Origin of the sequence: uncultured Rothia sp., from assembly GCF_963507905.1 — a bacterium.
In the GTDB taxonomy this organism is placed as follows: domain Bacteria; phylum Actinomycetota; class Actinomycetes; order Actinomycetales; family Micrococcaceae; genus Rothia.
On record NZ_CAUOUU010000001.1, the window covers coordinates 233577 to 250002 of the forward strand.

Annotated in this window: 10 protein-coding genes and 1 tRNA gene; 4 read left to right on the forward strand and 7 right to left on the reverse strand. The window is 59.9% G+C overall.

Going from position 1 to position 16426, the window contains the following annotated elements; genetic code table 11:
• The first annotated feature begins 287 nt into the window (after nt 1-287).
• Genes RQ593_RS00990 through RQ593_RS01000 form a run of 3 tightly spaced genes read left to right on the forward strand, consistent with a single transcriptional unit; the run spans nt 288 to nt 3380 of the window.
• On the forward strand, nt 288-1082 hold the full coding sequence (locus tag RQ593_RS00990; protein ID WP_049327463.1) for a (Fe-S)-binding protein: 795 nt from the start codon (nt 288-290) through the stop codon (nt 1080-1082).
• 16 nt (nt 1083-1098) lie between these two features.
• Nucleotides 1099-2736 (forward strand): LutB/LldF family L-lactate oxidation iron-sulfur protein, encoded by a 1638-nt coding sequence (locus RQ593_RS00995; RefSeq protein WP_311449566.1) that lies wholly within the window; start codon nt 1099-1101, stop codon nt 2734-2736.
• Nucleotides 2736-3380, forward strand: a complete 645-nt coding sequence (locus tag RQ593_RS01000; RefSeq protein ID WP_311449567.1) for an LUD domain-containing protein — start codon at nt 2736-2738, stop codon at nt 3378-3380. The genes RQ593_RS00995 and RQ593_RS01000 overlap by 1 nt, the downstream gene beginning before the upstream one ends.
• A gap of 253 nt (nt 3381-3633) precedes the next feature.
• Here the strand turns inward: RQ593_RS01000 and RQ593_RS01005 are convergent, their stop codons facing one another.
• Together RQ593_RS01005 and RQ593_RS01010 are read right to left on the reverse strand one after the other, a co-directional pair.
• A complete protein-coding gene (locus RQ593_RS01005; protein ID WP_060824325.1) occupies nt 3634-5193 on the reverse strand; it encodes a molybdopterin-dependent oxidoreductase in 1560 nt (519 codons plus the stop codon).
• Between the two features lie 610 nt (nt 5194-5803).
• A complete protein-coding gene (locus RQ593_RS01010) occupies nt 5804-7189 on the reverse strand; it encodes a cation:proton antiporter (RefSeq protein WP_399525225.1) in 1386 nt (461 codons plus the stop codon).
• 488 nt (nt 7190-7677) lie between these two features.
• Here RQ593_RS01010 and RQ593_RS01015 point away from each other — a divergent pair, with 488 nt between their 5' ends.
• Entirely contained in the window at nt 7678-8811 is a 1134-nt protein-coding gene (locus RQ593_RS01015; RefSeq protein WP_311449568.1) for a hypothetical protein, read from the forward strand.
• Between the two features lie 167 nt (nt 8812-8978).
• On the opposite strand, the gene RQ593_RS01020 is transcribed toward RQ593_RS01015, so the two are convergent.
• The 5 genes from RQ593_RS01020 to RQ593_RS01040 all read right to left on the reverse strand — a co-directional run bounded on the left by RQ593_RS01020 (nt 8979) and on the right by RQ593_RS01040 (nt 16279).
• Nucleotides 8979-9052, reverse strand: a tRNA-Pro gene (locus RQ593_RS01020).
• A gap of 109 nt (nt 9053-9161) precedes the next feature.
• Entirely contained in the window at nt 9162-11048 is a 1887-nt protein-coding gene (locus RQ593_RS01025) for an ABC transporter ATP-binding protein (RefSeq protein ID WP_311449569.1), read from the reverse strand.
• Complete coding sequence (locus RQ593_RS01030) at nt 11048-13075, reverse strand: ABC transporter ATP-binding protein (RefSeq protein ID WP_311449570.1); 2028 nt, start codon at nt 13073-13075, stop codon at nt 11048-11050. Before RQ593_RS01030 ends, RQ593_RS01025 begins: the two co-directional genes overlap by 1 nt.
• Nucleotides 13075-14094, reverse strand: coding sequence for a metallophosphoesterase (locus RQ593_RS01035; protein ID WP_311449571.1), 1020 nt, complete (start codon nt 14092-14094; stop codon nt 13075-13077). The genes RQ593_RS01030 and RQ593_RS01035 overlap by 1 nt, the downstream gene beginning before the upstream one ends.
• A gap of 40 nt (nt 14095-14134) precedes the next feature.
• Nucleotides 14135-16279: a transglycosylase domain-containing protein gene (locus RQ593_RS01040; protein WP_311449572.1), complete on the reverse strand. Its 2145-nt coding sequence runs from the start codon at nt 16277-16279 to the stop codon at nt 14135-14137.
• Nucleotides 16280-16426 lie beyond the last annotated feature (147 nt).

Genomic DNA, 16426 nt, shown 5'->3' on the forward strand with positions numbered 1-16426 from the left:
GTTATTTAACAAGGAAAGTATGTGCTATTCCAACTAGAGAAAAGCCGCCCAACGGTGTTAAATGGCTAGAAAGATAAAAGACATCACCACGGTTTCTGATCCCACCGCATCCCACCTCCACTTGGGGCGCGCACATTAGCCGGAATCATCCGGCCCAGCTTCCCCGACTCAATACATCTGAGTCGCTTCTTTGGAAGACCGAACTTGTTCGGACTGTGCCCCGCCTGCCCCAGACGCAGGCGGTGAGACCGAGAAACTCTGAACACAGAGGAAAGGACGGACAAGTCATGCGCATTGCACTCTTCTCCACGTGCATCGTTGACGGCATGTACCCCCGCGTAGCACGCGCCACCGTCGAAATTCTTGAGCGCCTGGGCCACGAGGTTGTCTTCCCCCCGAACCAGACCTGCTGCTCTCAGATGCACGTCAACTCCGGTTACTTCGATGACGGCTACGAAGTCATCAAGAACCACGTCGAGGCATTCGACTCCTGGGACTGGGACGTTGCTGTTGCACCCTCCGGCTCCTGCGTCGGCTCCCTGCGTCACCAGCAGGCAATGGTCGCACGTAGCCGCGGCGACGAGGCACTGGCTCTGAAGGCAGAGCAGATCGCTTCCCGCACCTTCGAGCTCTCCCAGCTGCTGATCGACATCCTCGGTATCACCAACGCTGCTGAGCAGCTCGGCTCCTACTTCCCCGAGCACGTCACCTACCACAGCTCCTGCCACGGTATGCGCATGCTCGGCCTGGGCACCCGCCAGCAGGACCTGGTCCGCACCGTTGAAGGCATCAAGTACACCCAGATCGAGGGCATGGATCAGTGCTGTGGCTTCGGCGGTACCTTCTCCTTCAAGAACGCTGACGTCTCCGGCGCAATGGTCAACGACAAGGCCGACAACGTCGAGGCAACCGGCGCATCCGTCTGCACCGGTGGCGACTGCTCCTGCCTGATGAACATCGGTGGCGCACTCTCCCGTCGCGGCTCCGACGTGAAGACCATCCACTTCGCTGAGATCCTCGCCTCCACCAAGGAAAACCCGCTCAAGATTGATGCCGAGCACCTCGAGCTCTCAATCGCCTAAGGAAAGATAAGACCTCATGACCGCTATTCAGCTTGGTATGCCCAAGGTCGTTCACTACGGCGAGGGCAACATTTTCGAAGAAACCCCCTTCCCCAAGTACGCGAAGGAAGAGCTCAAGAACGAGCAGCTGCGCTCCAACCTGCGCTTCGTGACCCACGCGATCCGTAACAAGCGCGCCAAGGTCACCGGCGAACTGCCCGACTGGCAGGAACTGCGCAACACCGGTGAGTCCGTCAAGAACTACGTTCTGGCAAACCTCCCCGAGCTGCTCGAGCAGTTCGAGCGTAACTTCACCGCCGCAGGCGGCCACGTGCACTGGGCACGCAACGCCACCGAGGCAAACCAGATCGCTCTGGACCTGATTCGCGAGCAGGGCGTGGACGAAATCATCAAGATCAAGTCCATGGCAACCGCAGAGACCGGCCTGAACGAATTCCTCGAGGAAAACGGCATCAACGCTATTGAGACCGACCTCGCGGAAGAAATCGTCCAGCTTGGCCACGACCGCCCCTCCCACATTCTGGTGCCCGCAATTCACCGCAACCGCCGCGAAATCCGCGACATCTTCCTGCGCGAAATTGAGGGTATCAACCCGGACATCACCGATGAGCCGGCAGAACTGGCAGAGGCATCGCGTAACCGCCTGCGCAACAAGTTCCTGAACACCACCGTGGCAGTCTCCGGTACCAACTTCGGTATTGCCGAGACCGGTACCCTGACCATCGTGGAGTCCGAAGGTAACGGCCGTATGTGCCTGACCCTGCCCGACACCCTCATTACCTTCATGGGTATTGAGAAGATCCTGCCCACCTTCCAGGACTACGAGGCATTCCTGCAGCTGCTGCCCCGCTCCTCTACCGGTGAGCGCATGAACCCCTACACCTCCATGTGGACCGGTGTGACCCCCGGTGACGGCCCGCAGAACATGCACGTCATCCTCATCGACAACGGCCGTACCGCCGTTCTGGCTGATGAGCTGGGCCGCCAGGCACTGCGTTGCATCCGCTGCTCCGCTTGCATGAACGTGTGCCCCGTGTACGAGCGCGCAGGCGGTCACGCCTACGGCTCCACCTACCCGGGTCCCATTGGTGCGATTCTGTCCCCGCAGCTCTCCGGTATTGAGGCTGCGCACAACAACTCTCTGCCGTACGCATCCTCCCTCTGTGGCGCATGCTACGAGGTTTGCCCCGTGAAGATTAACTTCCCCGAGGTCCTCGTGCACCTGCGCGCTAAGGATGTCGAGTCCAAGCACGCTGTCCGCGAGTTCGAAGGCAACAAGAAGGCTCCCTTCTCGCAGATGGACGGCATGATGCTCGGCGCGAAGAAGCTCTTCACCTCCGGCAAGATGATGTCGATTGCAGAGCGTGGTCTGCCCATGTCCCGCCTGATCAGCGGCCGCAAGCACAAGATCACCGCTGTTCCCGGTATCGTCGGCGGCTGGACCGCTTACCGCGACATCCCCGAGCCCCCCAAGGAATCCTTCCGCAACTGGTGGAAGAAGGAGAAGGGCAAGGCTCCGGCACGCGATAACGCACAGCGCGTTGACATTCAGGCCCTCATCGAGGCAAACAAGGGTAAGGTCGCTGAGGCGGCAGCAAACGCCAAGGCCGCTATGGACGCCCAGGCAGCCCGTGAAGCTAAGGAGAACAACTAATGTCCTCTGCTAAGGAAGATATCCTCGCACGTATCCGCTCGTCCCTGGCTGACGCACCCGTCGCCCCCGAGCCCGTACGTAACTACCGCCGCGTCAGCGAGCTGAACGAAGAGCAGACCATTGAGATGCTCGTCGACCGCCTCATTGACTACAAGGCAAACGTGTTCCACGCGAACAAGGAGAACATCTCCGAGGTCATCGCAGAGCGCCTGGGTGAAAAGTCCACCTACGTGGTTCCCGAGGGCCTGAACATGGAGTGGCTGCCGGCTGACACCGCTGACCGCAAGCACGTCACCGACTCCGGTAGCACCCTCAAGCCCGGTTGCCTGAGCCTGGAAGAACTGGACGCAGTTGACGCTGTGGTCACCGGTTCGACCGTCTCCTGTGCAGAGACCGGCACGATCTTCTTGAACACCAACCCCGATGAGGGTCGCCGCGCCATCAGCCTGGTGCCCGACCATCACATCTGCGTGGTGCCCCGTTCCACCGTGGTGGAGCTGGTTCCCGAGTCGATCGAGCGTATCACCTACACCCGCCCCGTGACCATGATTTCCGGTCCGTCGGCAACCAGTGATATCGAGCTGATCCGCGTGGAGGGCGTGCACGGCCCCCGTACCCTGGACGTCATCATCTACGACGCCTAAGGTATAGCGCCAGACGGCTAAGGTACAGCCGCCAGACGGCAAACCTCTAAAGAAACCGCCCGAGAGCTAAGGCTCCCGGGCGGTTTCTCCTCTTCTTGATGTTCTTATGCCCTCGCAGCTCTAGTTTTCAGAAGCGCAGGCGCTAGTTGTGAGGGCACAAAAACGGTGGCGGGCCCATGTTCCCGCCACCGTTCTGTGGAGTAGTATCTTGTGGTGTATCGGCGGTTAGCGTCGTAGCGCCCCGTGTGGGTGCTTAGGCGCGTGCGTCGAAGTGCTGCAGACCGGAGTCCTCGCGGCTACCGCCCTGGCCATCGCCAACATCGCGGTAATCCTTGATCCACTCGATCTTCTGAACCCACTTGACCATCTTGTAGCCGTGCATGGAGTCCGCACGCAGACGGAGCGGGCCACCGTACACATCCGGCAGGGGCTTGTCGTTCATGCCCCACGCCAGGATGGTCTCATCTTCCATTGCCATGGAGATGTCCAGGCATTCGTAGTAGGGTTCGGTCGGGCGGCCGTCGTAGGTGTGGCCCACGTGGCCGAAGGAGGTCACCATAACGTAGCGGGCGTCGTCAGTCTTCTCGACCAGTGCGAGGACGTCGCGCAGGCGCACACCCTCCCACTTGGCGATGCCGGTCCAACCCTGCATGCAGGTGTGCATGGTGATGTTAACTTCCTTGCCCAGCTTCTTGAGGTCATCAATGCTCAGGGACTTGGATTCCTTCACCAGACCACCCAGCTCCAGGCGGTAGTCGACGAACTCGTGTTCCTTCAGGCGGTTCCACTCGGTGCTCTCACGCTCTGTCGGCGGGCGAGTGTTAACCCAGTGGAAGGGGGAGATATCCGCATCGGTGAAGGTCTTCTTCTGCACCTGACGCGAGGTGATACGGTCCAGCAGGACGTTACGAATCGGCTGGGTCAGACCCCAAATGAAGGTCTGGGTGAATCGCAGGTCGCGCAGGGACCAGTACGAAGCGAAAATCCACAGAGCCACAGCGAAGACAATGCCACCAATGAGCATGGTGACTGCCTGAGCAAACTGTGCTGCGTCCACCTCGTTGTAGGGCTTGTTCAGCATCATGTGGGCGATGTTGTACTGGGGGTGAACCACGAATACCAGCGCCACGTGAATGACGGTGAAGACGCAGTAGAACGCCATGCCCAGGAAGTGGATGGAACGCGCGGTCTGGCGGTTACGGAAGAGACGCACGTAGCCGGGGAAGCGGCCGCAGAATGCCGGGCTCATGATCGGGCCGGTTGCAATCATCAGCGGTGCCACGATGAACACCACGGTGAAGTACATAATCTGCTGCAGAGCGTCGTACGGCTGGAAATGCTCAATCGAGGGAATCTGGAAGCCAGCGTAAATCTGGATGGATTCCCACGCCTGCGGGATGATATCCCAGCTGGTCGGGACGATACGGCGCCACTGACCGGTCAGGAACAACAGGGAGACATATACCAGACCGTTAACGATCCAGATGACGGTCACCAGCGCGTGCCATGCGCGGCCCAGACCAATCTGGGCTTTACCGGGCAGAGAAATCAGGGGAGACAGGGTGCGCTGGTCATCGCGCGCAGTAAATGCGCCGGGGGTGGTAGGGACCTTGTCCTTGGTGAACTTGAGCCACTCGGAACCCGGGGTGCAGTGGTTGTTCCAGTACAGGCGGGGGTGAGAGGCGAGAACTTCCCAACCTGAACGAATCAGGAAGCCCATCATAATGAAATTGATGAAGTGCGTAATTCGGAGCCAGGCCGGGAAGTCCAGCTCTACGCCACCAGTGCTCGCGGTGAGGAGTAGTTGGTGCATGATATTTCCTTCGGAAATGACTGTGTGTGCAGACAATCGTTAGGATTCAGTGCGAGGCCTTGAGATGTGAGGTTAGAAATAATTACCTTTCTGACCCATATGATCCTCCTCCGTGGTTGGGAGCCGCCGGGGGTATCGTCGTGGATACTCCCGAAAGGAGCACCTCCCGTGTGTGAGAGGGGAGGTGCGCCAGCTCCCGCTGGGGCGGAAGCGACTCTGTGTATGTATGTTGGTTTATGTGTGTTTCAGGGAAATTCCCTGTCCGCTTTCAATTTTATAGGACAAGGTGTCAGTTGAGAAAGCTAAGACACGTCATGTTCTGTAATATTTGCATTAAAAATCCGAATTTAAGGAAGATTCTCATTTTCCCCCGATTTATCGGGGCATTCGGGCGCAAAAAGCCCGCCGCAGCCTCTATGGAGGATGCGGCGGGCTTTGACTCTATATGTGGGATGCATGTTGGTTTACAGGGCTTTGACTGTCTGGCATTGTGTGTGGTTTTGTAAACCCAATCCCACATAGGGTTGAGGTGACTGTAAGCGGGATACCCCCCTCACACCGGCTTATTGACCCGCCCATGAAAGGCCGAAAAACCACAGCGTAGCCGCAGCTACTTCTGCGCAGAACCCCCTGCCGAGCCCTTATCCTTCTTCGCCTCGGCGGCAGCCTCAGATGATTCAGGGGCGGTAGCGGCATTGGAGGCAGCATCAGCCTGCGACTTTAGACGAACCACCGGAACCACGCCCGTGGCAAGCTTTGTCTGAGCATTACGCTGAGCCTTCAGCGCATTCATCTGCTCCTTACGGCTCGGCGCCTGCGCAGATGGTTCAGCAGAACCAAACGCCTGACGAATACCCAACGCCCACAGCGGGAACAGCAGAACCGTCAGCGCGCCACCGGCAACCAGCAGCGACGCCGTGGACTTCTCCAGAAGACCCGAACTGGTCGCAACCTCCGTCACCGCCACAATAATCGGCAGACCCGCAGCCGAATACAACGCCAACTGCACCTTCTGCGCGCGAGTGGCCAACCCCGAACGGGTATCGAAGAAATGCTCCGCCAACAGCACCGGAACACCACGGCACAGCAGAATACCCACCACCACGGCAAGCAGACCCAAAGGATTAGCCACCACGGCAGACACATCAATGCCCATACCGCTGACCACAAAGAACAGCGGAATCATGAACGTAAAGCCAACCACCTCAAGGCGGTGAGTTATCATATGCAGAGCCGCCGGAGGGGTCAGCGTACGCAGAATTAGGCCCGCCGCAAAGGCGCCCAGCACCGCATCCAAATCAAAAAGGGCAGTACACATGATCAGGGTCGCCAGCAGGAACATCGCAAGACGCAGAACCGTCTGGCCGGTCGTATTCGCCTCCGCAGCCATAATCTGACGTAGACCCGGCACATGCGCAAACAGACGGTGAGGAATCAGCGCCGTAACAACCGCAACCACCATAAATGCCAGTAGCACCACAAACGCCATGCCCGGCGAACGCGAAGACAACAACAGTGAAATAGCGAAAATCGGCAGAAGCTCACCCACAGCACCGTGCACCAGCACCGCATTACCCACCGGCGTACCGGCGGCACCGTGAGACTTCAACATCGGCAGCAGAGTACCCAACGCCGTGGAACTCAACGCCACACCCACCGCAATATACGTATTCAGCTCATGCGAGAACGACGTAATCACCGCCGCACCCGCCATACCCAAAGCAAAGCACACAAACCATGTGGCAATAGCGCTATAACCCTGGCGGCTACGCAGCGAGGACACGTTAATCTCAAAGCCCGCAATCAAAAAGAGCATGCCCAAGCCCAGCTCCTTCAGCAGCGGGATACCGCCCTCGCTGCTGGCAAGGTTGAGCATATTCGGGCCAATCAGCAGACCAAAAATGAGCAGGAAAACCACATCAGGGATCTTCTTACCCGTCAGCCGCGAAAGAATCGGCGACAGCAACGCAACCAACGTAATCCAGAAAATGGACACAAACTGGCCGCTATCGTGGCTCGACCCTTCCGAAAGAGTCGTGCCCGAAGCAAGAAGAGCACCAGAAGTCCCCAAATCCGTCAGAAAAAGAGGGGATAAAGTCGAAAACATAAAACCTCAACGTGGTGTATGTACAGGTGGGGCGCGTACAGAAAAGTAATCCGGGGCGAAGCATTCGCGGGATCGTCCCACCGTATAAGAACGTATCAATGGTACACACCCAACCTCGTGCAACAACACTTGAACAGCACTCACTAGGGGCAAGAGGCTCTCGCCAACAGCCGGGACGGAAGTGGCATGAGAGCAAAACCTCCGCGCCATCGCCCGAACAGACACAGCTTCCACCGTTACACTTAACACCTATGCCAGCGCATCCGGCACACACTACCGGGTGCGGCAGATACCCTGGCAGGGCGCACACCCCTAGCAGAGTACACCCCTGGCACGGCGCACAGACTCTCAAACACGGCACTACAAGGAGCGAGGACATGGCAGCAGGGCGCACTCAACCCATCCCCACCGTCAGCAGCGGGGCACGCGCCGCCTCCCTCGGAGGCACCCGACGCGACCTCGGGCTCGACCTCGCCCGTGCCTTCGCCGTGCTCAGCCTGCTCATCCCCTTCGGATACTGGCTGCAGCTAATCCCGGTCTCCTGGAAGTTCTGGATCCCGCAGACCCTCGTACCCGCCGAACCGCTCTTCGCCGCGATCCTGGGCGCAGCCGCCTGGCGGTACGCACGCACCGCGAACTTCCCGCAACTCTTCGCCGGAACCATCGTGCGATTCCTCGCCCTGCTTCTGCTCGGCGTGGCGCTCATGCAGGGCATCACCTACCTGCCGCAAGCCGGAGTAACCGTACCGGCACAGGGCTTCAGCTACACGCTACCCTTCGACATACTCGTGCACCTGGCGCTGCTCACCCTGCTCACCCTATTCGTCGTGCACCTGCCCCTGTGGGCGGTCGCCGCGCTGGCGGTCGTCACCAGCCCCTTCATCACCTGGACCTACACCCTCCTCATGGACGTAGCTGCTCGGGCCGACCAGTGGACCGCCGTGCAGCTGCCCTTCCTCGCAACCCACGGCGTCAACCACGCGCAGAGTGCACAGCTCATCTGGGTCATGTGCCTGGGCATCGTGCTCGTGCGCCTCTACGACAGTCTGCAGGCGAAGCTCGCAATCCCCGTGGTACTCGCCGTGCTGGCGCTCGCCGTCTACCGCACCTTCAACCCCTACACCGAGCTGGGATTCCTCAACAGCCCGCAGGTGCTACTGACCCTGAACCTGGCGGCAACCCTGTACTTCTGGGCAGAATGCGCGCGCCTGCTCTCCGCGCAGGCGGGAATGCTCACCCCGATCGCTCGCCTGGGCCAGATGTCGCTGAGCGCATCCATTGTGCTGAGCGGAATCATCATCTACACAGGTCCCACCGTTAAGGCTCTCACCGCGGGCGAGCACTACGTCGCCACCGGAGGCTGGGGCACCGCCGTGTACTGGAGCGTCTTCCTGCTGCTCGGCGCCGCTATCGCCCTGGGCTTCTGCACCCTCTGGTCGCGCGTGGCGCGCTCCGTTGCCGGACGCGGCCCCCTGGAGGCGATTCTCGCCCTCATTTCCGGGCGCGGCTAAGCGGGCTGAAGAACATAACCTAGAGCCACAACCTAGAAAGCGGCCCTTTACCTGCGTATCCGAACAGGTAGAGGGCCGCTTCTATGTACTCAACATCTGCGCCAGAATCTGCGCCAGAAATACTGCGGGTACGACAAAGCCCCGATCCAGTGGACCGGGGCTAGCTGTCGGGATGACAGGATTTGAACCTGCGACCTCGTCGTCCCGAACGACGCGCGCTACCAAGCTGCGCCACATCCCGATGTTGACCTATCAGCGAATACCGTAGGCAACTCACCTAGGATAACCCAAAAAAAATCAGAACGCAACACCGCGGTACGCCGCCGGTCGGGGAGAGGCACATAAAGGTTCTAGGCTTCAGCCTCCTGAACCTGATTCAGCTCATCCCAGGAGGCGTACATCGCCGCAAAACGACCACCGGAGGCAATCAGCTGCTGCGGGGAGTCATCCTCCACCACGGAGCCCTCATGGATCACCAGCACACGATCAGCGCCCAGAACCGTCGAGAGGCGATGCGCAATCACCAGCGCCGTACGCCCCGCCAACACGGTCCGCAGCGCCGCCTGCACCGCGCGCTCACTCGGAATGTCCAGCGAAGCCGTCGCCTCATCCAGAATCAGCACCCGCGGATTCGCCAAGAACACGCGAGCAAAGGACACCAGCTGACGCTGACCCGCAGACAGGGTAATACCGCCGCGACCCAGCTGCGACTCGTAGCCGTCACGCAGACGCTCAATGAACGCATCAGCACCCACCGCCTTCGCGGCAGCCTTCACCTGCTCATCGGTCGCCTGCGGGTTACCCATACGGATATTCTCCAGAATCGACGCGGAGAATAAGAACACCTCCTGGGTCAGCATGAGCACCTCACGGCGCAGCTGCACATCCGCCAGCTGGCGAACATCCACGCCATCAATACGCACCTGACCGGATGAAACATCGTAGAAACGAGCCACCAGCTTAGCAATCGTCGACTTGCCGGCACCCGTAGCACCCACCAGTGCCACGGTCGTACCCGGCTCAATGCGCAGGCTCGTCTCCTTCAGAGCGTGACGATCCGAGGTGTACCCAAAGACCGCCGAATCCAGCTCCACCAGGGCGCCGCGAACCGTGCCGGTCACGCTGCCAGAAACGCCAGTAACAGACTCAGTTGCAGACTCGGTTGCGGGCTCTACAGCGCGCTCATGCGGATGCTCCGGCTCGGCAACCTCCGGCTCCTCAGCCAAGAACGACGACAGCTTCTCCAGCGCAGACATTGCCGACTGGAACATGTTGTAGAACTCAGAGAGCTGCATGACCGGCTCAAACACGCGGTTCGCGTAAATCACCAGCGCCAGCAGGGTACCGATCTGCATGGTGCCGCCCAGCACCGCATAACCACCCAGCACCAGCGCACCGGCAATAAATAGATTGCCCAATAACGTTAGGGTTGGGGCATAAACACCGAAAATCTTAATCGAATCCATCACCGCCAGGCGGTAACGCTCCGCCGCCTGAGCGTACTCGGTGCGCATCCGCGCCTCCGCACCAAACGCCTTCACCGCGCGGATACCCGTAAACGTCTCCACAAAACGGCTCGTCAAATGCGCAGACTCGGTACGCATCGTGCGGAAAACCGGCACCGCCGCCTTCTGGAACCAGCGCGTCAAAAAGTAAATCGGCACGCCCATCGCCAGCATGAGCAAACCAATACGCCAATCCAGAAGGAAAATAGCGACCGCAGAAATCACCATGGACAGCAACGTGATCGCCAACTGGCTGATGCCGCTATCCAAGAAACTGCGGACCGTATCAATGTCGCTCGTCAGACGCGAAATGACCTTGCCTGAAGTGTACCGCTCATGGAACGACACGCTCAGCGACTGCGCGTGACGGAACACCCGCTTACGCAGGTACACCACCACGCCCAGCGACACGCGCACCGTGTACGCCACGTTGACCCACGAGAAAATCGCGGTCACCGCGGTAGCCGCCACGAAGAACGCCAGCAGGGTTAGCAGGGGAGAAACGTTACCCTGCTTGAGCGGCTCAATGGAACTATCCAAAACGCGGGCAATCAGAATCGGCGCAATCGCCGAGGAACCCGACACCAAAAGCACCGAAATAATCGACAGAGCCAACGCCCCACGGTGCGGGCGCAACATCTGGCGCAGCAGAGCCATCGAGCGCTCTCGAGTTTCCGCACGCTCCTGCGGGCTCAACTCCTCCCGCCGTTCCGCCGGACGATGATGGGCCATTAGCCCTCCTCCATCGTCATTAGCTGGCGGTACTGTTCCGAAGAGTCCATCAGCTCAGCGTGAGTGCCCTCAGCGACCACGGCACCATCAACCATCAGTAGCACACGGTCCGCCAACGCGACGGTGGAGGGGCGGTGCGCCGTCAGCAGGGTCGTAGCGCCGCCCAGACCCTCCAAGCCCTCACGCAGGCCGGTAATAATACGCTCCTCGGTGTTCACATCCAGCGCCGAGAACGGGTCATCCAGCAGTAGCACGGAGGGGCGCTTCGCTAGGGCGCGCGCCAAGGACAGGCGCTGACGCTGACCACCGGACAGGCTCATGCCTTCCTCACCAATGACGGTATCCAGACCCTGCGGAAGCTCCGCCACGAAATCGCACGCAGCCAGCTGCAGCGCGGTGTTCAGGGTCGCCTCCAGCTCTTCCTGGCTCGGGTAGTCCTCATCCTCGGTGCCGCGCTCGTACTGCTCGGCAACGCCCATCAGCACGTTCTCACGGACCGTGCCGGAGAAGAGCACCGCCTCCTCAAAGACGAACGCGGTCTGGGCGCGTACCTCCTCAACGGACATGTCGGCGGTATCTCGGGTGCCAAAACGCAGGGAGCCGGAGGTCGGCTCGTAGAAACGCGGAACCAGCGAGAGCACGGTGGACTTGCCGCTACCGGTTGCACCGACCAGTGCCAGAATCTCGCCCGGGAAGACCTTGAAGTCTACGTCCTTCAGAACAGACACCTCGGGTGCCTTAACCGCAGAGTTTGCCTCAACAGCAGGCTTGGCAGGGACCTCGGCTGCGTCGTAGCTGAACTGAACGTGATCGAAAGCGACAGATACTGCGCCACCGCTGGGGTACTGCATAGTTTCCTTCCCGGAGCCGCCCTCGGCAGACACTCCAGCTACTGTTGACGAATCAGAAGCACCCAGCGGATGCTCGGGCTCAGACACAGCCCCGGAGCCACGGACCAGCGGCACGGCCTCAAAGCCGGGCTCGTCCATGACCTCGTTGTGGCGTTCGAGCGCCACCTTATAGCTCAAATAGGCAGACATCAGCGCGGTCGAGCGCGTCACGTGGCTGAGCACGGTTGTCTGCACCGCAAAGTAGGCGGTCATCGCGCCCAGACTCAGGGTGCCCGCCGCAACCTGCGAAGCGCCCACAGCCAGCGCCACCGCCGTAGAGACACCCACAATCAGACCCTGGTACAGGGCAACGCGAGCCACCAGCATCGACCTGCCGTACTCGCGCACCTGCAGGGCATCCACGGACTCGGAATATTCCTGAATCTGCTCGGGGGAGCGGCCCAGCGCCTTAATCACGCGGATACCGCGCACCGACTCCTCAATACGAGTTGAGAGATCGCCCGTCATCTGCTGAATCTCATGCGAGGCGCGGTAGTACTTGCGGGTGAAGTTCACCAGCGACAGCACCAGAATCGGCACGGTCACCACGAACACCAGCGCCAGGGACGGCGAGGAACGCAGCATGAAGAAGCCACCGACCAGGAACATCACCGCAACAGTCAGCAACTGCACAATACCGAAGGACAACCAGCGGCGAATCGTGCCCAAATCGCTCATGGAGCGGGTCAGCAACTGACCGGACGGCCAGCGGTCCAGCAGAGAAAGCGGGGCGCTGAGCAGGCGGTCAAAGAAGTTCATGCGCATGGACAGCTCAATCGTGGAGGTCGGGTCCACAATCAGCCAGCGCCTCCAATACATGAAGGAAGCGTGCGCAATACCCAGCAGAAGCACCATGCCGCCGGCAACCCAGATGGCGCTCTCGGTGGTGCTCTGCGAGAGATGATCCACAATAATCTGCAGTACCTGCGGGATGGAAATCTCAAGGGCACCGGCACCGAACGCCACGAGCAGACCCACGCCCCAGCGCACACGAATCGGACGCGCATACGCGGCGAGGGTGCGCGGGGCACGCTGACCGTGTGCGTAGTCGATTGGGTCGGGGGTCGGTTCGCTCGCCGTCTCCAGGAAAGGATTACGGCGGCGCTTAGCCGTGTGTGCTGTAGAAGCCTCAGACATTAGCGGCGACCACCTGCCGAAGCGGCGGCGGTAGGCTGCTCCTTATCGCGAGCCGTGAGGGTCACCAGGATTGCCTCCGGCGGGCAGAACAGACGCACCGGAGCAAAACGAGAGGTGCCCAAACCGGCAGAAACCTGAACCGGAATACCGGACTGCTCACTGACACCCTTCGCACGCGAAGGCGGCAAATCGCAGTTACTGACCAGGGCATGACCGCCGGGCAGACAGACCTGACCGCCGTGCGTATGGCCGGCAAAAATAGCCTGCGCACCATCCTGCACGAAACGGTACAGGGTACGCATGTAGGGGGCGTGCGCCACGCCGATACGGACGCTCGGCTCGTCCCCCTCATCGAAGGCGCCGGGAGCGAATCCGGGGTGCTCATCGTAACGCAGGTGCGGATCATCCACACCGGAGAACTCCAGACGCAGACCCTTAAGGTTCAGCGTGTCGTAGCGGTTGATCAGGCCCGTCCAGCCGCGCGACTCGAAGGCGTCGTGCATCCGCTCAATGGGCAGGGCTACGCGCGAGCCTTCCTCAATCATCTGCGGGGTGCGTGGCTGCCACAGGTAACGTGCCGGATTCTTGAAAATGGGCGCGAAATAGCAATTCGAGCCGGGCACAAACACGCCGGGGAAATCCATCAGCGGGTCGAGCGCCTCCAACAGCGGCTCCATACCGCCCACGTGAGAGAGGTTGTCGCCCGTGTTCATGACCAGATCCGGCTCGAGTGCGGTCAGCGAGTGCATAAACTCGGTCTTCTTCCGCTGGCCCGGAATCATGTGCATGTCCGAGATGTGCAGAATCCTGAAGTCGGGGCTACCGGCGGGCAGCACCGGCAGAGACTCGGTGCGGAGCTGAAAATTATTCAGCTCAATAAAGTGCCCATACGCCGCCGTGGCGGCCCCCAAGGCTGCAGTGGCGGCTACCGCCCCCGCAACCTTCTTCAGGAGCGGGGAGGAGCCGCGTGCGCCGGGGACCGCCACGGGGACGCGGGCGTTGACTGCGTTTTCACACATGATCAATCGCCTTTCAGGCTTCAGCTGATGAGCTGTGATTCTAGCTGTACGACAGAATCTTATCGCTGGGGGTGGTGAAGTCCTTCGTGTTGTACTTCGGAGCGATCGTCTTCATGAACGACTGCCACTGAGCACCGGCGTAGGTCGCACCATCCACATAGTTCAGAACACGACCGTTAATGCCCACACCGTTCATGGAGCGGAAGCCAAGGTTGTTGGAACCAACCCAAGACGCGGTAGACAGGCCACGAGTGTAGCCCACCTGCCAGGTCTGGGAGGAGTTATCGTTCGTACCGGTCTTCGCAGCCGAACCGTTCGGCAGACCAATGCCGCGCTGAGATGCGGAACCGCCGGGCTGGATAACGCCCTTCAGAACCCAGCTGACACCGTTTGCAATATCCGGATCCAGAACCTGCTCGCACTGGTTCTGGTATTCCTTGAGGGTCTCACCGTCGGTCTTGGTGATCTTCTCAATGGGGCGGGGGGCGCAGTACTTACCTTCAGACGCGAAGATAGCGTACATGGATGCGCTGGTCAGCGGGGAGATACCGTGCGTGGTACCACCAATGTTGGTACCCAGGTCGGGGATGCTGTGTAGCGGCTCGCCGAGACCGTCTAGGGCGTGCATCTTGATTGACAGGTCGTGTACATCGCACAGGTCAATCTGGGAGAGCATGCCGTACAGGTACGAGTTCAAGGACTGGCGAATACCGTACGCCGCGGTGTTGTAGCCTAGGCCACCGTTGAACGCGTTCTTGTAGGACCAGCCGTTCGGCTGACCGGTGTAGTAGTACTTACCGCCCTCGTAGCACTTGGCGTTCCAACCGAAGCTGGTGGGCCAGAACAGCTGGGTACCGTTCACGGTAGCGTTAGCGCCGCGGCCGCTGATGAGCCACTGAGCCAGAATAATCGGCTTGAACGTCGAACCGGGCTGGAAGCCAGGGGTACCACCGTACGCTACATCAACGTTGTAGTTGTACTCGGTCTTAGAATGATCGTTTGCGTCTGCAGGGCTACCGAGCTCGGTGTTCTGTGCCATCGCGATGACGCGGCCGGTGCCGGGCTCAACACTGGTCAGCGCGGAGTTGATGTCATTCCAGTTGGTTGCAGCCGGCTGGGTGGAGTCAACTGCCTGCTTAGCCGCGGTCTGAGCCTCGGGGTTGAGGGTGGTCACAATCTTCAGGCCGCCACGCTTGATGGCGGTGTTACGCAGCTCAGCGGTTGCGCCGAGGGACTCATCCTGCAGCAGGTAGTTGACCACGTAGCGGCAGAAGAACGCCTTATCGCCTGCCAGGGAGCAACCCTGGGGCTTGGGGTGGACGTTGAGCTTAATGTCGCTGGCGATGGCGTCGCTGTATTCCTTGTCGGTAATCTTGCCGTCGCGGAGCATAGTGCCCAGAACGATGTCGCGGCGTTCACGAGCCAGCTCGGGGTTCACGGTCGGGTCGTACACGTTCGGTGCCTGCACCAGACCGGCAAGAAGCGCGGACTGCGCCACGTTCAGGTCCTTAGCGGAAATACCCCAGTAGTACTGTGCCGCAGCCTCAACACCGTAGTTGGAACCGCCGAGGTTCACGATGTTCAGGTAGCCTTCGAGGATTTCGTCCTTGGACTTGTTCTGCTCCATAGAGATCGCGAGCTTCATTTCGCGAATCTTTGCAGCGTACGTCTTGTTACCGTTCAGGGTTGCGGTTGCGTCCTCACCACGAGCCACAGCGGCATCAACAATGAGGTTGTTAACGTACTGCTGGGTCAGGGTGGATGCACCCTGACGGCGGCCGCTGTTGGAGTTAATGATGTTGTTCAGGAACGCACGACCGATACCGATAGCAGAGACAGCGCCGTGATTGTAGAAATCACGGTCCTCAACTGAGACGATAGCGTCCTTCATATGCTGAGAAATCTGATCCAGCTTGACCGGCTCACGGTTCTCTTCGAAGAAGGTCGCGATTTCGGTCTTACCGTCAGCAGCGTAAATAGTAGAAGGACGGGAAGAGATGCCATCGGCAATGTCGTCAGGAAGGTCCTGGAACCATGACATCGACGCGTTCGTGACCATACCCAAGCTCACGGCAGGGGGTACGACAATAATTGCCGCGAGGAAACCGGCAATCACGCTGAACGCGAGGAACTGCAAAAAATCTCCCGGACGGCGACGCGAACGGGTTTTCTTAGATGAAGCCATTCATTCAGTTTATCCCATGAAGCTGTGAGAGATAGCCCGTCTCGGCACCCCACAGGGACGCGGGTTTCTCAGCCCTGAGAATAAAGTCCCCAAAAGCGCCGGATATTGACCAAAACCATAGTGAATCCCTTTTACTTATTGAACACC